Origin of the sequence: Acinetobacter calcoaceticus DSM 30006 = CIP 81.8 (assembly GCF_000368965.1) — a bacterium.
Classification (GTDB): domain Bacteria; phylum Pseudomonadota; class Gammaproteobacteria; order Pseudomonadales; family Moraxellaceae; genus Acinetobacter; species Acinetobacter calcoaceticus.
In genome coordinates, this window is sequence record NZ_KB849780.1 from 657704 (window position 1) to 681572 (window position 23869).

Annotated in this window: 20 protein-coding genes and 1 pseudogene; 15 read left to right on the forward strand and 6 right to left on the reverse strand. The window is 37.4% G+C overall.

Annotated elements, in window-relative coordinates; genetic code table 11:
* Positions 1 to 24 precede the first annotated feature (24 nt).
* Both F936_RS08040 and F936_RS08045 read left to right on the forward strand, forming a co-directional pair.
* Entirely contained in the window at positions 25 to 879 is an 855-nt protein-coding gene (locus F936_RS08040; RefSeq protein ID WP_005046507.1) for a MaoC family dehydratase, read from the forward strand.
* A 71-nt stretch (positions 880 to 950) separates the two neighbouring features.
* Positions 951 to 2213, forward strand: a complete 1263-nt coding sequence (locus tag F936_RS08045; protein WP_005046508.1) for a serine hydrolase domain-containing protein — start codon at positions 951 to 953, stop codon at positions 2211 to 2213.
* A gap of 50 nt (positions 2214 to 2263) precedes the next feature.
* Here F936_RS08045 and F936_RS08050 read toward each other — a convergent pair whose 3' ends face one another.
* Complete coding sequence (locus F936_RS08050) at positions 2264 to 2842, reverse strand: TetR family transcriptional regulator (RefSeq protein ID WP_005046510.1); 579 nt, start codon at positions 2840 to 2842, stop codon at positions 2264 to 2266.
* Positions 2843 to 2967: 125 nt separating this feature from the next.
* On the opposite strand from F936_RS08050, the gene amvA reads away from it, so the two are divergent.
* The 5 genes from amvA (at position 2968) to F936_RS08075 (ending at position 11966) form a co-directional block, all read left to right on the forward strand.
* Positions 2968 to 4446: a multidrug efflux MFS transporter AmvA gene (amvA, locus tag F936_RS08055; RefSeq protein WP_005046513.1), complete on the forward strand. Its 1479-nt coding sequence runs from the start codon at positions 2968 to 2970 to the stop codon at positions 4444 to 4446.
* Between the two features lie 302 nt (positions 4447 to 4748).
* Positions 4749 to 6530, forward strand: a complete 1782-nt coding sequence (gene cpaA / locus F936_RS08060) for a metalloendopeptidase CpaA (protein WP_005046515.1) — start codon at positions 4749 to 4751, stop codon at positions 6528 to 6530.
* Positions 6531 to 6552: 22 nt separating this feature from the next.
* Positions 6553 to 7188 carry a metalloprotease secretion chaperone CpaB gene (gene cpaB, locus F936_RS08065; protein WP_005046516.1) on the forward strand — a complete coding sequence of 212 codons (636 nt, stop codon included), beginning with the start codon at positions 6553 to 6555 and terminating at the stop codon, positions 7186 to 7188.
* A gap of 122 nt (positions 7189 to 7310) precedes the next feature.
* Complete coding sequence (locus tag F936_RS08070; protein ID WP_005046517.1) at positions 7311 to 9422, forward strand: DNA polymerase III subunit gamma/tau; 2112 nt, start codon at positions 7311 to 7313, stop codon at positions 9420 to 9422.
* 315 nt (positions 9423 to 9737) lie between these two features.
* On the forward strand, positions 9738 to 11966 hold the full coding sequence (locus F936_RS08075; protein WP_005046519.1) for a phosphocholine-specific phospholipase C: 2229 nt from the start codon (positions 9738 to 9740) through the stop codon (positions 11964 to 11966).
* Between the two features lie 48 nt (positions 11967 to 12014).
* On the opposite strand, the gene F936_RS08080 is transcribed toward F936_RS08075, so the two are convergent.
* Positions 12015 to 12449 carry an acyl-CoA thioesterase gene (locus F936_RS08080; RefSeq protein WP_005046522.1) on the reverse strand — a complete coding sequence of 145 codons (435 nt, stop codon included), beginning with the start codon at positions 12447 to 12449 and terminating at the stop codon, positions 12015 to 12017.
* Positions 12449 to 13606 carry an iron-containing alcohol dehydrogenase gene (locus tag F936_RS08085; protein WP_005046524.1) on the reverse strand — a complete coding sequence of 386 codons (1158 nt, stop codon included), beginning with the start codon at positions 13604 to 13606 and terminating at the stop codon, positions 12449 to 12451. Before F936_RS08085 ends, F936_RS08080 begins: the two co-directional genes overlap by 1 nt.
* Before the next feature lie 348 nt (positions 13607 to 13954).
* On the opposite strand from F936_RS08085, the gene F936_RS08090 reads away from it, so the two are divergent.
* The 5 genes from F936_RS08090 to F936_RS08110 all read left to right on the forward strand — a co-directional run bounded on the left by F936_RS08090 (position 13955) and on the right by F936_RS08110 (position 18333).
* A complete protein-coding gene (locus F936_RS08090; RefSeq protein ID WP_005046525.1) occupies positions 13955 to 14266 on the forward strand; it encodes a YcgJ family protein in 312 nt (103 codons plus the stop codon).
* Positions 14267 to 14621: 355 nt separating this feature from the next.
* A complete protein-coding gene (locus tag F936_RS08095) occupies positions 14622 to 15125 on the forward strand; it encodes a low molecular weight protein-tyrosine-phosphatase (protein ID WP_005046526.1) in 504 nt (167 codons plus the stop codon).
* 19 nt (positions 15126 to 15144) lie between these two features.
* The gene (gene murB / locus F936_RS08100; RefSeq protein WP_005046528.1) at positions 15145 to 16179 is read left to right on the forward strand and encodes a UDP-N-acetylmuramate dehydrogenase; all 1035 of its coding nucleotides are present in this window, start codon (positions 15145 to 15147) and stop codon (positions 16177 to 16179) included.
* Between the two features lie 4 nt (positions 16180 to 16183).
* Positions 16184 to 17305 (forward strand): YdcF family protein, encoded by a 1122-nt coding sequence (locus F936_RS08105; protein ID WP_003652286.1) that lies wholly within the window; start codon positions 16184 to 16186, stop codon positions 17303 to 17305.
* Entirely contained in the window at positions 17305 to 18333 is a 1029-nt protein-coding gene (locus F936_RS08110; RefSeq protein ID WP_005046530.1) for an alpha/beta hydrolase, read from the forward strand. The genes F936_RS08105 and F936_RS08110 overlap by 1 nt, the downstream gene beginning before the upstream one ends.
* Before the next feature lie 56 nt (positions 18334 to 18389).
* Here the strand turns inward: F936_RS08110 and F936_RS08115 are convergent, their stop codons facing one another.
* From F936_RS08115 to F936_RS08120, 3 genes and pseudogenes are all read right to left on the reverse strand, one after another.
* The gene (locus tag F936_RS08115) at positions 18390 to 18893 is read right to left on the reverse strand and encodes a hypothetical protein (RefSeq protein WP_005046531.1); all 504 of its coding nucleotides are present in this window, start codon (positions 18891 to 18893) and stop codon (positions 18390 to 18392) included.
* Between the two features lie 61 nt (positions 18894 to 18954).
* Positions 18955 to 19156, reverse strand: a pseudogene (locus tag F936_RS19510) (hypothetical protein); the annotation flags it as partial.
* Positions 19157 to 19426: 270 nt separating this feature from the next.
* Positions 19427 to 21100: an FMN-binding glutamate synthase family protein gene (locus tag F936_RS08120; protein ID WP_003652279.1), complete on the reverse strand. Its 1674-nt coding sequence runs from the start codon at positions 21098 to 21100 to the stop codon at positions 19427 to 19429.
* A 464-nt stretch (positions 21101 to 21564) separates the two neighbouring features.
* Between F936_RS08120 and F936_RS08125 the strand changes: the two genes are divergently transcribed.
* From F936_RS08125 to F936_RS08135, 3 genes are all read left to right on the forward strand, one after another.
* Positions 21565 to 21996: a hypothetical protein gene (locus F936_RS08125; protein WP_005046534.1), complete on the forward strand. Its 432-nt coding sequence runs from the start codon at positions 21565 to 21567 to the stop codon at positions 21994 to 21996.
* A 533-nt stretch (positions 21997 to 22529) separates the two neighbouring features.
* On the forward strand, positions 22530 to 23060 hold the full coding sequence (locus F936_RS08130) for a Csu type fimbrial protein (RefSeq protein ID WP_005046537.1): 531 nt from the start codon (positions 22530 to 22532) through the stop codon (positions 23058 to 23060).
* 83 nt (positions 23061 to 23143) lie between these two features.
* Positions 23144 to 23851: a fimbrial biogenesis chaperone gene (locus F936_RS08135; RefSeq protein WP_005046540.1), complete on the forward strand. Its 708-nt coding sequence runs from the start codon at positions 23144 to 23146 to the stop codon at positions 23849 to 23851.
* Positions 23852 to 23869: the final 18 nt, after the last annotated feature.

The following is a 23869-nucleotide window of genomic DNA, read 5'->3' on the forward strand; positions in this document are numbered from 1 at the left end:
TCTATAAATTATAAAAGGTTAGGTATGAATACTCGTCATTTTAGCCAGCTACCAAAAGCGGCATTGGCTTATCCAAAAGTTGTGCAAGGTTTAATCTTTAAAAAGCCTAAAGGGCCAAAAATCTTGCCGCAAGTTGAATATGTGGTTGATAGTCTTGAGATTGATCAAAGTCATCTCAAAGCTTACAACGAAGTATGTGGCTTTAAAAATAATGGCTTTGTACCAGCAATTTATTTGGCTGTGCTGTCGCAAAGTTTGCAAATGCACATGATGACGGCAGAAGCTTTTCCATTTCCGATTTTAGGTTTAGTCCATATTCGTAACCAGATTAAACAAACCAGACCGATTGGTGTAACTGAGAAATTAACCCTGTCATGTAAATTTGGGGAACTAAAACCGCATGATAAAGGTGTTCAGTTTGACTTTATTACAACTGCAAAAGTTGGCAACGAAGTAGTTATGGAAGGCCTAACGACTTATTTATCTCGCCAAAAAGTGGAGAAAAGAGTCGGCGAAAAAGCCAAAGAAGAACAAGTACCAGCTTATGTGCCAAAGGCAGAGTGGGATATTTTAGAAAACACAGGTCGCCGTTATGCGAAAGTGTCAGGTGATTTCAACTTAATTCATATTCATGCCATTACTGCGAAAGCATTTGGCTTTAAGCAAGCAATTGCACATGGCATGTGGAGCAAAGCTAAAGCACTAGCGAACCTTGAATTACCAAATGCTTATGAAGCAGATGTGTGGTTTAAACTGCCAATGTACCTACCTTCAAAAGTTGAGTTTTTAACTGCCAATGCAGACAAAAAGACTGATTTCTTGATTCGTAATACGAAATCACAAAAACCGCATGTTGCAGGAACTGTAAAAGCATTATAAAAATATCAGCAGCCTGAACAGGTGTTTGGTCTGCTTTTGAGCAAAATAACAAAAAATGCAAGGAACTTCATGTGATTAAAGAGATTTTACTGGCCGATACCCAAAACTATCACGGTATTTTAGATGAACGTTTTATTGATTTAGCTCACCAGTTTAGCCGTCTTCAAGATGCCAGAACGGGACAAGGTGGAGCTGCATTAGCGGTTTATTTTAGAGGTCAGAAAGTTGTCGATATCTACACCGGTCTAAAATCACAAACTGAAGCTTGGCAACCAGATACCTTGGCAGTTTGCTACTCTACAGGTAAAGGTATACTTGCGACTTTAGCTCACATTTTAGTAAGTGAGGGTTTTTTAGAATACGACAAACCGATTTCGACTTATTGGCCTGAGTTTGCTCAAAATGGTAAAGAGCAAATGACATTGCGTCATGTGCTAAGCCATCAAAGCGGCATGTTTGATATTCGAAATACTATCGAAAGTGCGAGAGAAATGCTCGACTGGTCACACATGTTAGATGTGGTCGCGGCTGTTAAACCAAGATTCGTTGCAGGAGAGGGTAATGCTTATCAGGCATTAACATTTGGTTGGCTTGTGGGTGGTGTACTTGAAAAAGCAACTGGTCAATCTTTAGATCAGCTCATGCAAAAATATCTTGTTGAACCGTTGCAGTTAGATGGCGCTTATTTTGGAGCGCCTGCAAGCGAGTTGGATCGAGTAGCACGTTTAATTATTCAACCGAAACCAGAAACTAAACCTGCATCTACTCAAGTTGAAAAACCTAAAAAGCCGCAGCCGCGCAAAAGTTCACTCTCTGAAAAAATGATTACGTGGACGGGGCAAGACCCACAAGATTTTCAGGATGCCATGATTCCAAAAGGAATGAAGCATTTTAGTTTCTTTAGTGATGAAGGATTACAAGCCGTTATTCCGGCAGCAAATGGGACATTTACTGCAAGTAGCCTTGCCAAAATTTATGCGATGCTGGCAAATCACGGTGAATGGGATGGACAGCAACTGATTCGCCCAGAAGTATTTAAAGAATTGAGTACGATTCAAAGTTATGCACGTGATCGTGTTATGCCAATTCCAATGAATTGGCGTTTAGGTTATCACCGTATTATTACCATGGGTAAGCGTGCTAAAAATGGTTTTGGGCATATTGGCTACAATGGTTCAGGTGCATGGTGTGATCCTGAACGTGATCTTAGCTTTGCTTATACACATAACTTTCAGATTGGTTCAATCACGGGTGACTATCGTTTGTGGGGGCTTACTCAAGAAGCCTTACGTTGTACCGACCAAATTTTAAAAGGCCGAAAAGGCTGGTTCTAAATTCTGTACTTTCAAAAATGCTGGTATTTGAATAAATGCCAGCTCTGCATTTATAATAATTCTAAGCGAATAATCACTTCTGTATGGCGTTTAAAATCTTCTTCAGCCAGTCCTTGTAATCCAAGTTTATAAATGCCTTCTAGACCGCATACAAAAGCAATCAAACGCCAAGCAATGTCTGTTGAGTTAGATAGAGTTTTAAACTCACCGTCTTTTTTGCCACTTTCAATCGCTTGAACAATCGTTTGATGCCAGCTTTGCATGGCCAAGTTATAAGCTTTTCGTATTTCTATATCTTGTTCAATCAAGAGTTCAGCTTCATTCCATAATCGTAAGTAAGGTTGAAGTCTGTCTATGTTTTCCGCACCTAATAAGATAAAGAGCCTTTGAAATTGGCTAGTTGTTTGTAGAGCTTGTTCAATTTCATCCAGCTGTTCCATAAGCTTTAAAAAAGCTTCAGCTTTTAAATGAGATGCCGACGAAAAGTGATGATGAACTTGGCCAGTCGAGGTTTGGGCTTCACTTGCGATTCTACGTACCGTCATGGCCGTAAAACCTTCAGCCAAAGCAACTTGCATGGCAGCTTGCAGAATCATTTCTCTGCGTTGATCACGATTAAGATAGGCCATGTTTATTTCACCTGACTGAATTCGACACAAACTACATTAAAATTTAAAGTTGGACAAGTGTCCAGTTGTGTATATAATAACCGTAATTTGAACACATGTCCAAGTTTTGGATATCGAAGAGCGTTATGCAAAAGAAATGGTTAATTCTGACAATCATCGTCCTTATTTATTTGCCGGTTACAATTGATGCAACAGTTATGCATGTTGCAACACCATCTTTAAGTGCAGCATTGAATTTAACTGCCAATCAGCTTTTATGGATCATTGATATTTATTCACTGATTATGGCGGGTTTGATTTTGCCGATGGGTGCACTCGGTGACCGTATTGGCTTTAAAAAATTATTATTTATTGGAACTGCAATTTTTGGAGTCGGTTCACTGGCAGCTGCTTTTTCACCAACAGCCTATGCTTTAATTGCTTCCCGTGCTCTTTTAGGGCTAGGGGCAGCCATGCTTATTCCTGCAACTTTATCGGGAATTCGAAATGCTTTTACCGAAGAAAAGCAAAGGAATTTTGCACTTGGCCTTTGGTCTACAGTAGGGGGCGGTGGTGCCGCTTTTGGTCCATTAGTTGGCGGTTTTTTACTAGAGCATTTCCATTGGGGAGCAGTATTCCTCATCAATATCCCAATTATTTTGGTTGTTCTGGTCATGATTGTCATGATCATTCCTAAGCAGGAAGAGAAAACCGACCAGCCAATTAATTTAGGCCAAGCTTTAGTGTTGGTTGTAGCGATTTTAAGTCTGATCTATTCGATCAAATCGGCCATGTACAACTTCTCAGTACTCACAGTCGTGATGTTTGTGGTTGGGGTAAGTGCTTTAATTCACTTTATTCGTAGCCAAAAAAGAAGTACGACTCCAATGATTGATTTGGAGTTATTTAAACATCCAGTCATTTCTACCAGCATTGTCATGGCTATCGTTTCCATGATTGCTTTGGTTGGTTTTGAATTACTCTTGTCTCAAGAATTGCAGTTTGTGCATGGTTTTTCTCCATTACAAGCAGCGATGTTTATTATTCCATTCATGATTGCAATTAGTTTAGGTGGTCCATTAGCAGGAATCTGTTTAAATAAATGGGGACTTAGACTTGTATCTACTGTTGGGATTTTAATAAGTGGCTTTAGTCTATGGGGACTTGCCCAGCTTAACTTTTCGACCGATCATTTTTTAGCATGGACGTGTATGGTCTTTTTAGGTTTTAGCATTGAGATTGCCTTACTAGCTTCGACTGCTGCGATTATGTCTTCTGTACCACCAAACAAAGCAAGTGCAGCAGGTGCGATTGAAGGTATGGCCTATGAGCTCGGTGCTGGTTTAGGTGTCGCTATTTTTGGTCTAATGTTGTCTTGGTTTTATAGTCGCTCAATTATTTTGCCAGAAGAGCTTCCGACGAACTTAATTGAAAAAGCGAGTATTTCGATTGGTGAAACCATGCAGTTGGCTTCTAACCTTGAAAGTCCTTTGGGAGGACAATTAATTGCAGTTGCGCAGCAAGCTTTTAGCTATGCACATAGTTGGGTACTTACAATCTCAGCCATTTGTTTCTTCTTTTTAACAATATTTGTCTGGTTTAGTTTTCCAAAGAAAGTGAATTAATGATCTAAACAAGCTTAACAGTCGTGGAAAAAGAGAGAAAAATTTCTCTCTTTTTCTTGTTATAAATATAATTTTTAAATACACATAAATTGATAGAACTTTCCTCATCTCAGAATATTTTTAGTTATGTAATTCTCATAAAAAAATTATTATTTAATAAGTTTCATATTTTTATTTCAAAATGATTCAGTGATCATGTAATTGAAATTTAATAAAAAATTAATTGATCGAAAATTGACTATAAAAAAATGGTTTGTTAATCTGCTACTCGAAAAATCTAAAAACAAATAAAAGAGGCTGCTGTGAATTTAAAATTAAAAACATCACTCATTATCGGAGCAATTGTTGCATCTTCACTTGTATATGCCGCAACTGTACTTTCACCCAATCAGAATAATAATAGTGGATCAATTCCGTCTGGTTATTCAGATTTAGAATTTTCTTTAGCAAATGGGAATTGGGTCAAAAATCTCTCTTTACCAGCAAGTGCTAATAATCTAGATAAAATTACGATTCGCTCTAGTGCGGCTTATAGTAGTTATTTAGATACTTCTAATACGAATATTCCGTTAGAAGTGTTGAAGATAAATAGCGGGGATGTTTACCAATTCGTCTTTAATACCACTCAAAATAAATGGATTGCTCAGTTAGCAACAGTAAGCCCTACGAATGGTGTTAACTATGAGGTTGTACCGTTAACAACTGCATCCATACAAAAAGTACTCATTCAAAATGACAAATGGGCACAAACCATTGCATTACCAAGTGACGTACGCGATGGTACGACTGTACAAATTGTCTCTACAGCCAGTGCTGATTCCAATATAGATAAAGCAAATTTGCTATTTCCAAGCAGTTTTTTATTAAAAAATGGGTCTGAATATTGGTTTAAATATTTTTCGGCTTTAGGGAAATGGGTGCCAGAATATATTAAATCGCAGAAGTTAAATGTTCAGCAAATTGGAACATCTTTAGCAGTTGTAAATAGTCCACTTACAGAAGTTTCATTTGGGGATGGGAACTGGGTATCCAATTTTACTCTTCCTGCGACTGCAAATGATCGGGATAGAATTGTTATTAAATCTACCGCGACTTGGTCTGCAAAAATTAATAATACCAATATTAATAGCCAAGCGACTTTAACGCTAAAAACAGGCGATCAATATGAGTTTATGTATGTCAGTGATAAAGGATATTGGCAGCTGATCTCTTCACCAACGAAGGTGATTGATTCATCGGCAACAATTCCTGCAATTTTACCGAATATGACTCAACCCGCTTTAAAGGTAAATCTTTCTACCTCAAATTGGCAGCCAACCTTGCAATTACCAGTTAAAGCTCAAGTCGGGGATAAGGTGGTTATTGCGTCAAATGCATCGGCTGATACCTATATTAATGCGGCTAATGGTTTGTCTACAGCAATTAAAAATGGTGAAAACCGCCGTTTTATTTACACCGCTCAAGGTTGGACAGTAGATAGTTATACAATTGATATGTTGTTGGTTTCTAGTCCAGAAGTAAATTCAATTTTAGGAGAGAGCGCTGCAAAACTTAGAATGATTGAAGGCGTAAATCTAACAAATTTAACTGCTGAAAATTCAAATGCTCGTTTTTACTTAAGAGATGTGGGCTATTTAACTTATAAAATCCCTGCTGCAACTTTAAAAGAAGCGATTTCTTTTGGACGTGATGACACGACCGTACAAAATGAGCGTAAACGCGTATTGGCTGATGGCGTCTATTATCAAGGCAATGAACCAGGCGATGGCGGTTGTGGCTGGGCATGGATTAATGCATCTTCATATAACATGATTGGTGCAAATGATATTGCAGGTTGTTCTTTTGCAGCTATGCGCCATGAGGTGGGGCATAATCTTGGTCTATACCATAATGGTTCAACCAATATTGGTTCAGGGTTTGCCCATCCTTTAGGAAGTACTGCGATGGGAGGTAATAATATTAATTTTTACTCTAGCCCGTATCTATATAACCCTAAATATGGTGTCCGTTTGGGCGTAGAAGGAAAAATTGATGCGGTGAGTGTCATTAACCTAAATGCACAGAAAATTTCTCTATATAACTAATCTCTATTTTTAGCTGTAAATAATGAAAAAAAATAAATTTTTAATAGGAACTGCTATCGCTTGTTTAGCGCTAGCAGTTCTCATCTGGCTCGCATTTTCACAGCAGAGTTCTTCTGCTTTAACGTCATCTGCAGATAGCCTGAAAAGTGAAGTTGGCTTAAAGCGAGTTGAAAGTCAGAATGGTTTTGCTCGTCAAAATACAATGAATCTGAGTCCGTCAGAGAAAGAAAGGTTATCTAAACAACAAATTGTTTTTAATGAGATAGAAAAGGATCAGCTACCTTCTAATGTTAATTTTCCATTGATTAAAAATGGACAAGGCATGGTGATTAAGTATGATCCAAACGTGATTGAGCTCAAAAAAGTGGGGGATACGGTCAAGTTTCAAATGTTGGAATACGGCATTAACCGCACAGGAAAAATTGTAGAGATTGAACCTGTTGATCAAGATATTGTTCGGTGGACTGGAAAATTTGATCAGGGAGATCCAAATCAGAATTTCTTTACCATCACCCAAAGTCAAAAAGACCACTATACGATCATGCAAATTTTTACCGAGAAAGGAAATTATGCGGCTGAAATTAAAGATGGGGTTGGGTTGGTACAAACGATGGATGACGGAGTCACTGATCAGGAGTTACATCATGATCACCCTTAGTCAAATAAATGGTTCAGATGAGAAAAGAGTATAGTTCGCAGTTTATCTGTACGGATATGAGCTTTATGCGTTCACTCTCTTTTAAAAACAAAGTATGCTTATGCCTGTAACAAGGAGCATACATGTATCAAGTACTTGCTAGAAAATACCGTCCACGTAATTTCAATGAGTTAGTGGGGCAAAACCATGTTTCTCGTGCATTAAGCAGTGCATTGGAGCGCGGTCGTCTACACCATGCTTATTTATTTACAGGAACGCGTGGTGTGGGGAAGACCACAATTGCACGTATTTTAGCCAAGTGTTTAAACTGTGAAACAGGTGTGACCTCTACACCATGTGAAGTCTGTGCAACTTGTAAAGCGGTAAACGAAGGCCGTTTTATTGACCTGATTGAAATTGATGCTGCTTCAAGAACAAAAGTAGAGGATACGCGTGAACTTTTAGACAACGTTCCATATGCGCCAACGCAAGGTCGTTTTAAAGTTTACCTGATTGACGAAGTACATATGTTATCTACGCATTCCTTTAATGCGTTATTAAAAACATTAGAAGAACCACCAGAACACGTTAAATTTTTATTTGCAACGACTGATCCACAAAAGCTGCCGATTACGGTCATTTCACGTTGTTTGCAATTTACATTGCGCCCTTTAGCTGTCGATGAAATTACAAAGCATCTTGGCACTATTCTTGAAAAAGAACAGATTGTTTCTGACCAAGATGCAATTTGGCAAATTGCCGAGTCTGCTCAAGGTTCATTGCGTGATGCATTATCTTTAACCGATCAGGCAATTGCCTATGGTCAGGGTGCTGTACAGCATCAAGATGTTAAAGAAATGCTCGGTCTAATTGACCGCACCATTATTTATGATTTGATTTTAGCGATTCATCAGAACCAACGTGAAAAAGTTAGTCAGCTTTTATTACAATTTAGACATCAAGCGCTTGATGTTTCACTTGTACTTGATCAGTTGATTTCGACATTGCATGAATTGGCAATTTTGCAATATCTGCCTGATTTGAGTTTGAAATATAGCGATGAAATCAATCGCAAAATTATGCAACTGTCCAAGCTGATTTCTGCTCAAGATTTACAGCTTTATTACCAAATTGCATGTAAAGGACGATCTGACCTACAACTTGCCGTGACGCAAGAACAAGGTTTTGAAATGTGCATTTTACGCTTATTGGCATTCCGTCCTTTAGCGCCAAATGAAATTGTGGTGTCAGAGCCTGTTCAACAAAATCAGCAAGTTGTGTTGAATCCCCAAGTTCAACAAACAGCCCAAGATATTGCTCCTGTAAGTGCTGTGCAGCCAGTTGAAGTTATTAGCCAACCCGCTATGGTTGAACCTGAACCTGAACCTGAACCTGAACCTGAACCTGAACCTGAACCTGAACCTGAACCTGAACCTGAACCTGAACCTGAACCTGAACCTGAACCTCAGTCTAATCAGGACTTAATGGTATTTGACCCAAATCATCATGAGCTGATTGGGTTTGAGTCAGCAGTTGTTCAAGAAACAATTAGTGTTCTAGAGGAAGATTTTATTCCTGTACCAGAACAAAAGTCAGTACAAGTTCAGGCTGAAACCCAAGCCAAAAATATTGAACCTGAACCAGCTTTTACTGCTGAGCCTATAGGTTTATTTGAAGCGCCTAGCACTGATTTTTCACTTGCCCAAGATATGCCCGTTACTAATGATTTAGCCTTAGAACCTGTTGTCGAGCAACCGTTACTGGTGGAAACCCCAGAGGCGATTGAGAAGGTTGAAGTTGTAAAAGAAGTCAGTGCAACTGATAACGTGCAGCTTATGCCTCAAGACATTTTGAAGCTAACCACGCAAACCTTAGAAGGTGAGTGGACACTAGCAAAATGGGAATATTGGTTTAGAACTAGTCAACTTTCTCCAGCTGTTCAAGAGCTTGCTCAGCATGGTGTGATGACAGGTAAAATTGGTGGCAATACAGTTTTCCATATTCCTCAAGAATATGAAAATATGTTGACTCAATTGCAACAAGGTCTTATTGATGCATTAAATGAGCAATGGTCTGATACCCAATTTACAGTTGAATATGGTGCTGTAAATACGGCTACACCATATATCATTCAAAGTGCGCGTAAAGAAAAAGCCTTTCAAAGAGCAGCTGAGTTATTACAACAACAGCCAGTCATTAAAAGCCTCATAGAGACCTTTGATGGCGAATTACAAAATATTCAATTAAAGCCTTAACTTTTTAGTCCTGTGATGAGCTTGGAAATTATACAATTCCATGCTTTTTCACGGGATTGAAACATTCAGGTCACGTCACTGTCATTGTACTTTTCTATGTTAGCCATTTTAGATTTTAAATGGATTGTACATAGACATGAAAAGGCAATACGCAGGAATAACTTCTTTTAAATATTCATATTTTTTATTGATCAGCGCACTTTTGCTGAGTGGTTGTAACGACTCATCAAATGATAATTCAAATGCACCAGACACAGGTAAAAAGCCTGTAATACGCTGCGCTCCATAAACTTAAATAATAAAAAGAACCTGATCATGATTACACGTCGTAAATTTTTAAATTACTCTTTAAATATGGGTTTTGGTGCTGCGGCATTGGCGGCTTTCCCATCTAGTATTCAAAAAGCTTTGGCAATTCCTGCAAACAATAAAACTGGCACAATTCAAGATGTCGAACACGTTATTATTTTAATGCAGGAAAACCGATCTTTTGACCATTATTTTGGAACATTAAAAGGCGTTCGAGGTTTTGCTGATCGTTTTACGATTCCTTTACCAAGTGGCCGCCGTGTATGGGAGCAACTCAGAAGTAATGGGCAAGTTTTAACGCCATTTCATTTAGATGGTACAGCCAATAATGCACAGCGAGCAGATGGTACGCCTCATACATGGAATGACAGTCAGTTGGCTTGGGATAATGGGCGTATGGCGAATTGGCCAGCCCATAAAACCGATATATCAATGGGATATTTTAAAGAAAAAGAAATTCCATATCAGTTTGCGCTTGCAAATGCCTTTACCATCTGTGATGCCTACCATTGCTCTATGCACACCGGAACAGATGCGAATCGGTCTTTTCACTTAACAGGCACAAATGGGGCAACACCAACCAAGCGATCATTTGTAAACAATGAATGGGACTGGATTGATGGTAATCCAGCTACAGCAGATCGTGGTTATACGTGGAAGACGTATGCAGAACGTTTGGAAGAAGCAGGTGTAAAATGGATTTGTTATCAAAATATGCCGGATGAATGGGGCGATAATATGCTTGGTGCATTCCGCTCATTTAGAAAGGCAAATATCGCATCTGGCTATCCAGTTGCAAGTGGTGGTGAACCGAACAAACCATATGCCGACACGGGACAAAAATTACCGTATAAAGCTTATGAAGCTGCGACTGATAATGCCAAAAATCCATTATATAAGGGCATCGCAAATACTTTACCGGGCAATAAACCTGAAGAATATCTCGACGCTTTTAAACGAGACATTCGTGAAGGCAAATTGCCGCAAGTCTCTTGGATTAATGCGCCGTCAATTTATTGTGAACATCCAGACCCTTCAAGTCCAGTTCAGGGGGCATGGTTTATTCAAGAAATTATTGATGCATTAACTGCTGTGCCAGAGGTTTGGAGTAAAACAGCACTGATTATCAATTTTGATGAAAATGATGGCTATTTTGACCACGTACCATCACCATCTGCGCCATCTCGACTTAAAAATGGTCAATACGCAGGGAAATCAACATTAAGCAGTGCCGATATGCAGGATGAATATTTTGATCATGCTGCGCCTGAGAGAAGCCATTCTCAGCCTACACCTGATGGGCGTGTTTATGGGCCAGGGCCTCGTGTTCCATTATATGTGATTTCTCCATGGAGCCGTGGTGGTTGGGTCAACTCGCAAGTTTTTGACCATACGTCCGTGCTTATGTTTTTAGAAAAACGATTTGGTGTAAAAGAGCCAAATATCAGTCCATATCGCCGTGCGGTGTGTGGTGATTTAACTAGTGCATTTAACTTTAAAACACCAAATGCAGATGTTCTACCGCAGCTGAATGGAAAACAAACACGTTTACAGGCAGATGAGTTAAGAGAGAATCAAGAAGCTTTACCTGCTGTTCCAGTACCAACAGATAGCAAATTACCGATTCAGCAAAGTGGTATACGTCTGTCACGAGCATTGCCTTATGAGTTGCATACGAGTGCACGTTGTAAAGCGGATGGAAAGGTGCAATTGATTTTCTCTAATACAGGTCAGCAAGCGGTGGTTTTTCATGTGTATGACAAGCTCAATCTAGACCGTATTCCAAAGCGTTATATTGTAGAGCCGAATAAAACCTTAGATGATGAATGGGATGCTTTAAAAGATAACTTAGGTCGTTATGATTTATGGGTGTTAGGCCCAAATGGTTATCATCGCCATTTTAAAGGAGATACTCAACGTATCGTCGATAGTAGCGTTAAACCTGAAATTCGAGTGTGTTATGACATTGCTAATGGTGATGTCTATGTAGAACTCATGAATGACGGGGCTAAGGATGCAATATTAACGGTAAAACCATGCGCATATCGACAAGATGCGCCTTTACAACTGACCGTAAAAGCGGGTCAAGTCGTTAAACAACACTGGGCTTTGGCTGATGTAGGGCATTGGTACGATTTTGAAATCACATGCCAAAGTGATGTGTCTTATTACCGACGCTTTGCTGGTCGGGTTGAAACAGGTGAGGACTCATTTAGTGATCCAGCAATGGTCTAAATAATGAAGAGGCAAAAAGAACAACTCATTTTCTTTTTGCCTCATTTTTTATAATAAAAATTTCTCTAAAACGTCACGAGTAGACTCAGAAATTGGAACCGTTTTTCGGGTTTCACGGTCAACAAAGACATGCACAAAATGTCCTTGAGCTGAGGCTTGCTCTTGGCCTTGTTTAAAGATGGCCAGTTCATAGCGCAGTGAAGTGTTACCGATTTTACCAATCGCAACACCTACCTGAATAATTTCGGGAAAAGATAATTCTTGGAAAAAACTACAAGCTGAATCGACTACTAAGCCAATTGATTGTGATTGATGAATATCAAAACCTGTTTTTTGAATGAGTAAGGCATTTGCTGCCGTATCAAAATAACTATAGTAAGTTACATTGTTAACATGACCATAGATATCGTTATCTGCCCATCGAGTTTGAATATCTAAAAAGAACTTAAATTGATCGCGGGTTTTTAAAATTGGTTTAGTCATCAATGAATCGCCTGATAAATTGCCAAAGCAGCAGCTTCTGTCATGTCACGAGGGTTATTTTGTAGCAAGCGAGTTTGTAGCATGGCATCTTGAGCAAGCTTAGGTAGACTAGACTCTTCAATATTCAAATCTCTAAGCTTTAAGACCAAGCCACTACGATCTAAATGATTCTGCATATGGTCAATAAACAGATCACACAAACCATCAGTGCTGCCATTACTATATGGATCTAGCCATTGCATCAGTTCCGCATAGTGTTTTTTTGCATTTGGTACATTAAATTTTAATACTTCAACCAACACTAAGGCATTGGTATGCCCATGCGATAAATGGAAATGTCCGCCAAGTGGGTAAGCTAAAGCATGCACAGCGGCAACGGGTGAATTTGCAAATGCTTGACCTGCAAGCATCGAGGCGAACAGCATATTTTGCCTTGCTTCTAGGTCATTACCGTTTTTAAGAACTTTCGGTAAGTTATGGTTCAGTAACTTCAAAGCATTTTTGGCTAAAATATCAGTATAAATATTCTTTTTATGCTTAGAGGTATATGCCTCAATGGCATGGACCATCGCATCAATACCTGTTGCGGCAGTAATATGTGCTGGAAGATTTTGTGTAAACGTGGCATCTAAAATAGCGGTATCTGCATACAGTACCGGAGAGACAATCCCCATTTTTGTTGTCTCGCCCGTGGTCACAATTGAAATTGGAGTGACTTCCGAGCCTGTACCAGCTGTAGTTGGAATTAAAATGAGTGGAAGACGAGTGGTGGTTACCTGATTTACGCCATACATGTCTTGTAAACTTTGAGTCTGGTCGGGGTGTGCGAGCAACGCAATTACTTTTGCAACATCTAAAGAACTACCACCACCAAAACCAATAATGGCGTCTACATTTTGCTGTTTTGCATAATTGGCTGCATCTAATACCACTTGTTCTGGTGGGTCAGCCTGAACATCCGCATAAATGACATGTTCAATATTAAGCGTATCTAAAATTTGAATGATGGGTAGATGTAATTGATTTTTGATCATGCCTGCATCGGTGACGAGTAATAACTTACGGTAAGCTTTTGATGACAAAATATTCTGTAATTCTTGTATAGAGCCTAAGCCTGAGATGATATTTGGAACGGTTTGAAATTGAAAATGGCTCATATACGTTATTTCCTTATTTTTGAACATTATTGTAGAAGGGTTCTTTAGGATTCAATCTTTAAGTAACTTAGCATAAGACACTTTAAAATAAAGTAGTTCTGAAGTGATTATGTTTAATGTTGTATGAGATAAGCACTACTTTCATATGGTAGCAGGGAGAAGGTAGCCGGAGATCATGCAAGGTATTTAAATGTTTATGGAAAAGTGGGCTTTTTGTTATTTATACTGTTCGGTAGATTTTCCTGAAGGCTACTAATTCATATAATGCCCTAACAATTTATAATTTTATTCGGTTCAAAAGTGAAAATTTCTAAAACTGTACTTAGTCTTATTGGATGTACTTGTTTAATGCTTAGCTCAGCAGCAATGGCGAAAACCAGCTCTAGCATCTATTCACCTAAAAATGGTGTAATTTGTGACAAATATATCTGCGCTGACAAGAAAGGTGTATCTAAAAAACTTACAGCCAAATACTTAGGAACTAACAAAGCAAACAAAGCATTCTCTCAAGGCGATTTTGATACTTCTGCATTCACACTTTCAAATGGTGTGTTCTGTGATACTAAGACAAAACTATGTCATGTTGATCGATACTTTGAAAATGAACATCGTAGTAAAGTTGATAGAAAAATGACGGATAAACTTTTTAAAAATAAATGATTTTTATCCTAGTTTTACTAAAAAGCCCATAATAATTGGGTTTTTTTACATCTAAATAAAAAGTGAAATAAATAGAAAAAATAATATAAAAAAAGTTATTCCTTTATGTAAAAGCCCTCTGATGAGAGCTTTATTATTTTCTTAAAAATTAGAAGATCAGATCATTTGTCGACTGATTTATCAACTTTTAATCTATTGATAAACATTATTTTCCTTTTCAAGCCATGTGAGTTTTGACAAAATGCAACACGTCACAATGGTCAATTCAATTCTGACAATAATTTATAGTTTTGTTAGGATTTTGCATGCACCATATTTATTTCTATGTAATTCAAATGTTTGGAAGTAATTTCTAATGGAAACACAATATAAGGTGTTATGTGTCTGTTTAGGAAATATTTGCCGTTCTCCCACGGCTGAAGTGGTTTTTAGACATTATTGTGATGCACATCAACTCAATATACTTGTCGATTCTGCTGGAACGAGTAATTATCATCCAAACAAAGCACCAGATCAGCGCAGTCAGCTACACGCTAAAAAAAGAGGCTATGACTTATCTTTTTTACGAGCAAGACAGCTTTCAACTCAAGACTTTTTAGAGTTTGATTTAATTTTGGCAATGGATCATCAAAACTTTGATGATATTCATGACATGCTACAAAGTGCGGTTTCTCAGTTTGGCACTCATCAAATTCGTGCAAAAGTAGCGTTAATGAGCGAGCATGATCCCCAATATCTGCAACAAGCCTTGCCTGACCCTTATTATGGCGGTGCTGATGGCTTTGAACGTGTACTCAATCAATGCGAGTCCAGTAGTTTGGCGTGGATAAATATTTTAAAAAAACAATTGAATGTTTAAGAATAGGTTTTTCAATACGATGCAAATTCAAAATCATGTACAGCTTAAGCCATTCAATACTTTGAGTTTAGATGCAACAGTGTCTTACTACACCAAAGCTCAAACTATTCAGGATATTGAGGAAGCTCTGGGTTTTGCTGAACAGCATAATTTAAATGTACTTGTATTATCGGGCGGTAGTAATATGCTACTGCCGCAACAGATCAATGCGTTGGTTATTCATCTAGATATTCAAGGTATCGAAGTTTTATCGAACGATGATGATTTCGTTCGAGTTAATGTCGGTGCAGGCCAAGTCTGGCATGATTTCGTTTTATACAGTACTCAGCAAAATTGGTTTGGCTTGCAAAATCTCGCACTTATTCCTGGATTAGTCGGTGCCTCGCCTGTACAAAATATTGGTGCTTATGGAGTGGAAGTAGGGGAGTTTATTGAGTCGGTACAAGTATATGACCGTAAACTTAAACAAACTCAAACAATTTTGGCCGCCGACTGCCATTTCGCCTATCGTCATAGCATTTTTAAAGATGATCCGAACCGTTACATTATTACGCATGTGACTTTTAAATTGCTTAAACATCCCCATTTAAAGCTTAACTATGGTGATTTGAAGCAAGCAGTTGGAGATAATCAGACTGCCGAGAACTTACAAAATCAAGTCATTCATATTCGTCAAAGTAAACTCCCTGATCCAAAAGAATATCCAAATGTCGGAAGTTTCTTTAAAAATCCGATAGTTAATCCTCAAGAGTTTGAGCGCTTAGTCACACAATTCTCAACAATTCCACATTATCCTCAAGCGAGTGGAAACGTTAAAATTGCAGCAGGATGGTTAATTGATCAGGTGGGTTGGAAAGGTAAACAACTTGATATGGTGGGTATGTTTCACAAACAGGCATTGGTTTTGGTCAATTATGCCAATGCATCTCTTACTGATGTAAAGAAAACTTATCAGGCTGTACAACATGATGTTGATCAGCGTTTCCATATTATGTTAGAACCAGAGCCTGTGCTTTATAACAGTTTAGGTTTAATTGAAAATCATACGGAATAGTTTTATGCCACAAGTACACTTAATGGTACGTTTAGTACAAGTAGTCACCGTGCTATTTTTACTATTGGGCTGTTTCGTGGTTTTTTTATATTCGCCGTTTTATTCAAAATTAATTGTAGCTGGACTTAATTATTTTGTACCGGTTGATGTTAATCAAGTCGCTGCTGAAAGCCAGAGACAGGCTGCATTAAGTGAGCATGACAATTTAGAACCAGGCTCAAATCTATGGATTGCTCGTCAAGCATATTTAAAGCTGACTGAAAAAGCTTTACGTGAAAAAAAGACAACAGATCTGACCTATCTTCAAGAAAACTATAAGGCTTTGCAGCAAATTATTCTTTTAGAAGAAAAGGAACAAGATTCAGAGGCAGCCGCTTCCGTAACGGTTCCTTTAGTAGTTAGAAACTCAGAAATTGATGCGGCGGATGAAGCAAGTGCTCCTATTGATGAAGCTCTCTTTATTAATAGTTCGGAAAATAAAGCACTTACAGAGCAATATACTGAGTTCTTGGCAAGAAAGCCTGAAGTACCAGAGCATCAAAAAGCTGTCAGTGAACCTGAACAGAAAATTGAGTATGTTCGTAAAAACCCAATACCAGTCCAGTCTAAAAAGTTATCAGAACCTTATGCAATTGTTGTATTGGGTGGTGGATTAACCTTAGATAAAAATGGTAAAGATATTGTGGTTAATGGCTACACGCGCTTACGCTTGGAAAAAACTTTAGAAATTGAAAAACAAAGTCATCTTCCTATTGTGCTTAGCGGTGTTGAAGCGCCTTATATGCAAACTTGGTTAAAAGAGCGCGGTGTGGAAGCAAAACTATTAGAAAAACGTAGTATGAATACATGTGAAAATACACGATTTAGCTCTCTGTTGCTTCAGAAGAAAGGGGGTGCTCCGACGGTTATGTTGGTTACTGATGAATATCATATGCCGCGTACACGTCGACTATTTGCCTTAAATGGTATAGAAACGATTCCTGTTGTAGCTCCGATGCCAACACCACTTACACGCTGGCAACCAAGTGTGCAAAATTACGATCATAGCCGCCGTGCGAATTATGAATTACTTGCGACAATTCGCGACATGTTGTTTGGTTCAAGTGATTGTCGAGAGGTACCTTAATGTCAGATATCCCATTTCTCAATCCTGCCGTATTAAAACAATTAGATTTGCCGGTTCCCAACCGTGATCTTACGCCACAGGTTTTAAACCCACTCAATTTAAATACATTAGAGGAACCATCGCGAGATTTGCTGGCCTACCGCAAATTGTATGGTTTGCATTTACTTGAATGTGATCATTGGCAGGGTTATGTTCAAATGCCTTTATTTCGCTTACATGTGCAGGTTTTCAAACCTAAAATAGACAAAATACAAGGTACCGTCTGTTTACTACATGGCTATCTTGAGCATAGCGGTATTTATCAGCCCATCATTCGAGAAATTCTTGAACAAGGTTTTAGTGTTATTACCTATGACTTACCTGGTCATGGCCTCAGTAATGGTTCACCGGCAAGCATTCAAAATTTTGACCACTATCAACAAGTACTGATGGCTGTTTATCAATATGTGAAACATGCAGATCAGTTGCCTAAACCTTGGGTTGGAATTGGGCAAAGCACGGGCGGGGCAATTTGGATGCATCATTTATTGGAATATGCTGAAAAACGCCAAGATCCGATTGTAGATAGAGTCTTATTACTTTCTCCTTTGATTCGCCCTGCAAAAACAGCATGGTGGCATAATCCAGTTGGATTGGGCATTATTCGCCGTATTAAGCGCCAAGTACCAAGACACTTTAGACGTAATAATCATAATCCTGAATTTTTGCGTTTTATTCGTTTAAAAGATCCATTGCAACCCCGAATGATGGGGATGGACTGGATTTTGGCAATGTCAAAATGGATGCAAGAAATGGAAGAACGGCCTGCTTGCCGTATCCCTGTCTGGCTTGCACAAGGTGCTCTTGATCAGACTGTTGACTGGCGTTACAACATTGAATTTATTCGTCGTAAATTTAGGCTTCAAACGCTATTAATGCTCGAAGAAGGTTCACATCAATTAATTAATGAACGTGCAGATATACGTGCGGCTTTAACAGGATTGATTCCAGCCTTTTTACATGCGAAACCAAAACATTTTTATTATTAAAAAATAATGCATCTATCCAATAATTTTGGATAGATGCATGACTTAATCTATGTGCCTTATTTTGAATTTTGGTAAAGCTGCATGAAGTTTTTATAAACTGAAGATTGCTTTTGTGGACTATACATATTGCGTTCAATCGTTCCTTTATCCGTTTTTATTAAAACGTTTACATTTTGAGCATTTTTAAACTCTTGTAAGAATTGGCTTGGAATAATAAAGAACGTAGTTGAATGTTTAGGCACTAATCGACTTACATTCGTTTTTTCAGTTGCTTGAGCGGGTTGATAAGTAAATCGTTTGCCATCAATATCAAATATTAGGTCGTTAATATCATAAAAGTTATAACTACTACTTAAATGAACATCTACGCGGAGCTGATCTTTTTGATTATCGTTCCATTTAACGAGCAAGCTAGGACATAATTCAGTTGGTAAACAGTTGAGCTGACCAGCTGTCTTTACTACAGTAGGAGCTGTTGCTTTATCTGTACCAAATTGTGTGGTGCTGCAAGCCGTTGTAAGTATACAAGAACCCAATAAGAGTAGAGATTTCTTCATCATATAAATTCCAAGATAGTATGTTTAATATTATTTATGTTAAGACCAATAATTTTGACATAAATTAACGTGTAGTTGGGCTTAAAAATACAAATGGTTTTGCAATTTTAAAGGAAGAAGTAGCATTACCTGCATAGATATGGCTTTGATCGGGCCCTAAATCAAGTCTACGCGTTTTACCATCTTTAAAATTAATCTTTTTTAAGTCGACCCAAAACACATTTGGTGATAGGGCAGACTCGAAAAAAATAGAGCAGCTGTTTATTTATGATCGGCCACAGTTCGGCCCGTGCAACAAAAGAAGAGATGAATGTTTTTTTCAACATGATGAGATACCTTCTTGTTATAAGCATTAAAAAGTTTTTATTAAATAAAATTAAAATGTGTACGTTATTTATACTTTTATATTAGGTGAAAAATTGATTAAATACAAATTAAAAGGAGAGTGAAATTTAATCAAAAATTACATATTAATTTTAAATATGGAAGAGCATCACACTATAAATGTAATGCTCAAGTTAGAAAATTAATATAAATTAGAAATGATTGGCATCAGCCATATTCCACATCCGATAATAAAAATTATCATCGTCATTATTAAGTTCAGATTGTAAAAGTTCACCTTCTTTTAAGAAAAAATGCAATTGAGCATAGTTCTTAATTTCACGATCGTTTACTCGCTGAGCCAAATGATGGGCTTTAATATCCGAAGGATGGCGTAAACCAGCCGCAGCAATCATTTCTGATAATGCATGCAATGTATTTTTATGAAAGTTAAATACCCGTTCTGATTTGGTTGGTACATCAATTGCTTTTTGGCGGTCTTTATCTTGGGTTGCAACACCTACAGGGCATTGGTTAGTGTGACAGCTTTGTGCCTGAATACACCCAACAGCAAACATGAAACCACGTGCTGAGTTAACCCAATCTGCACCTAGTGCAAAAGTACTGGCAATATCGAAAGCACTAATGATTTTACCACTAGCACCAATCTTAACTTGATCTCTTAGCCCTGCACCGACAAGTGTGTTATGGACAAAGCGTAAGCCTTCACGTAATGGTGTACCAATATTATCGCTAAACTCAATTGGCGCTGCACCTGTACCGCCTTCAGAACCGTCAACCACAATAAAGTCAGGAACAATTTTTGTTTCAAGCATTGCTTTAACAATACTCATAAATTGCCAAGGCTGACCAATACACAGTTTAAAACCAACTGGTTTACCGCCAGATAATGTGCGCAACTTCTGTAAGAAATGCATCATTTCAATTGGGGTAGAAAAACTAGAGTGCTTTGCAGGAGAAATACAGTCATGATCGCGCGAAACCCCGCGGATTTCGGCAATTTCTGCGGTAATTTTATGTTTAGGTAAAATACCGCCATGGCCCGGTTTTGCACCTTGGGAAAGCTTCAGTTCAATCATTTTGATCTGTGGTAATTGGGATTGTTTGGCAAACTTTTGCTCGTCAAATTTCCCATCTACGGTACGGCATCCAAAATAACCACTGGCAATTTGCCAAACAATATCACCGCCATTTTCTAGATGATAAGGGCTTAAACTACCTTCGCCAGTATCATGATAAAACCCACCTAACTGCGCTCCTTTATTTAATGCACGGATCGCATTGGCACTTAAACTACCAAAGCTCATGGCAGAGATGTTCATAATTGACGCGCTATAAGGTTGAAGGCATTGTGCATTACCAACCTGAATACGGAAACTCTTTGGATCTGCTGGTGGGCAAGGGCTTATTGAGTGGACAATAAAGCGATAGTTTTCTTGATAAACGTCAATAATTGAACCAAAAGGTTTATCTGCATTTTCATTTTTAGCGCGTTGATAAACTAGACTTCTTTGCATACGCGAAAAAGGTAGAGCATCTTGATCCGCTTCAATAAAGTATTGGCGAATTTCTGGGCGTATATCTTCAAATAAAAAACGGAAATGCCCCATAATTGGGTAGTTTCTTAAAATTGAATGTTTATTCTGCAAAACATCATAGAGGCCTAATAAGCTTAGTGCACCCGTGAGCACCCATAAACCGTTAAGTAGAGTATCTGAAATAAAATAATAGATACTGTGAGGGGTATATACGGTGCGAAACCATGTAATGCTGAGTGCAGTAAAAATACATAAGAACCAGAGAGAATGGCGTGAAAAGAATGTATTGAGAAATTTATGTCGAATGATTTGTGCTGGACTCGCCATATTGGAACAAATTCCTAATGTTTTACTGGCACATACCTTGCCAAGAAGTAAGTAAAACTACAAGTATGAAATTGTTAGTTTTAGGGGGCAAGAAAGAGTACATTCAAAGGTTCGCTTGATTTAAAAATATATTTTTAAATAGAAAGTATTTTGACTATAAATAATATTTAATCTGAAGATTTTAGCATTAAGATAAATTATAAAATTAATGGATTTTATAAATGTTTAGTTGTACTGAAAAATATATTTTGTTAAATCAATTTCTAAAAAACTATATATAAACTAAATGTAAATTTAGATTTATTTAAAAATAATAAAATTATTTGAATGCTATTTTATGTATTTGGAATACTTAATACTGTACTATTTAATTGTTATTTGCTAATATAAATAAATTGAAATAATATTTTTTAATAGACATTACTACAACTATATAAGATTCTAAAAATTATTTAAGGACTGAAATGAATTGGAAATTATTAATATGCTCTATTCTTCTAACGGGAGTCTTTTTCTTAACTTTAATGTTCTATTTAGGTTTTGATTTAGATACTTTTAAAAAAGTCGTTCTAATACAAAGTTTGTTAGTAGCTGCGGCTATCATCTTTGACTCTATGGAACGAAAGGATAATCCTATCTTTCCAGGATATATCATTTATCCCTTACTGGGTATTTTATTTGTTTTAGGGGTTACGCCTATTCTAGATTTTTTTGCTGAGAGACCTAAAGGATTTCATAGTTGGGATATTAGGAATATGTTTGTGTTCAACTCTAGCAGTGCAGACTATCAATTTAGGGACTTGGCTTGGTATGGCAAAGCCTATATACAATTAGGTTTTGCTATGGTGGGTGGATTTCTCGGCCTGTTTTTTCATTTAATTTTTAGAAATAGTTAAGCTAATGCTACCTTCTTCTGGTAGGTGAAAAGTTGTTTTAATTACTGAAAATTCTTAAAAAATCCTAGAACTGTTATAAGTTACTTAGATTTCTTATTCATAAAATATTGTTTTCTTATTCATTTAAAATATATAGAACAATCAGTAGCTTACTTTTTGTTCTTGTTTTTTTGACCAAAGGTTAAAAAATTATAAATTACTAAAAGTGATGGTAAATTTTAACTAATGAAAAGCTATAATTTTTTTAGTAAAACTAATAAAAACTGAATAAAAGTATCGAAAATTCATATAAAAAGTGTAATAAACCATAAAAATTTTTCTAATTGAGAAATTCATCAGAAGTCGAACTATTAATTGATATTTAAAATGAAACTTATGTTAGTGTTTTTGTTGTTTTTTTGTATTATGCGCGGTCAGTAGAGTAAAAAATAATGCTTTGAAAAAACAATCAGAAAAGCTAGTGATTGTGTTGGGGAAGGCTAGTTTTTACATCTATTAATTTTATTGGCGTAATGTAAAAAAGGTTTTTAACCATGAAAAAGTCTCTCATTTGTTTATCAGCAATTGCTATGGGTTTAATGTCTATCAATGCCACAAATGCCGCAACAGCAACAGGCACCTTGACTGTTAAAGCAACAATTACAAATAGCTGTGTATTGAATACTTCAGCTACAGGTACAACAGCTAATGCAGTTTTAGATTTTGGTACTTTAAGTTCTCTTGCTAGCAACGTCGATGCAGATACTACAACGACAGGTGGTACGGCCATCAAAGTTTTATGTAACAACACTGTGCCATGGACTTTGGCTTTTGATGCCGGCAAAAATGCTCAAACTACCCAACGTCGTATGATTGGTGGTGCAACAAGCAACGAATTTATTCCTTACAACCTTTTCTCTGACACTAACCGTGCAACAGCAATTGGTATTGCAACAACTGCATATAGCGGTACTGGTACTGGTGCGCCACAAGCAGTTAACGTCTATGGTCGTATCCCTGCTGGCTCAACTTTGCCAAGCGCAGGTAGCTATGTGGACACTGTAACTGTAACAGTGACTTATTAATTTTTAATAAGTTTTATTGTGTCATTGCTAGCTCTTGATTGAGAGAGCTAGCCTAATTTGAGAAAAGTAGTTCTGGGCAAATCATGAGAAAAAATATCTTTGTTATTACAAGTTTATTGTTATTTTTGCCTAGTATGCTGAACGCTGCATCAATTCGTCTTTCGCCTGTAAGTATTGAAATATTAAATGATCAATCGGCGTCCTCAATTAGCCTATATAACCAGTCAAATGAAAGCACTGATTTGCAGGTACGTGTATTTGAATGGCGACAAAATGCTGGGCAAGATCAATTAATACCTACAGATGAGATCGCGGTTAGCCCCCCGTTTTTAAAATTACAACCTAATGATTCTTATAACTTACGTGTAGTTAGAATTAATCCAGCACCAGTTTCTGGTGAGCAAACATACCGTATTATTATTGATGAACTACCGAAACCGATTGATAACCGTAAAGCGGATCAAGGGATTAATGTACTACTACGTTCGTCATTGCCTCTATTTGTCGTAAATAAAGATGCAATTACTAAACTTACTTGGTCAATTCAACAAGAGCAAAATACTTCTTCTCTTATGATTAGCAATGTTGGCAATCGACACGCACTTTTAAATAATTTAACACTTGTTGATGTAACAGCAAATAAAAGTTATGCCATTAAAGTAAATACGGTGAATGGTTATATTCTTGCTGGCAAAGCAAGAAATTTTAATATTAGCCCTGATTTCAAATTTCAAGCGGATCATAAATATAATATTTCATTGAATATTAACGGTAAGCAAACATCTCTTTAAAGAGGCACATATGAAATA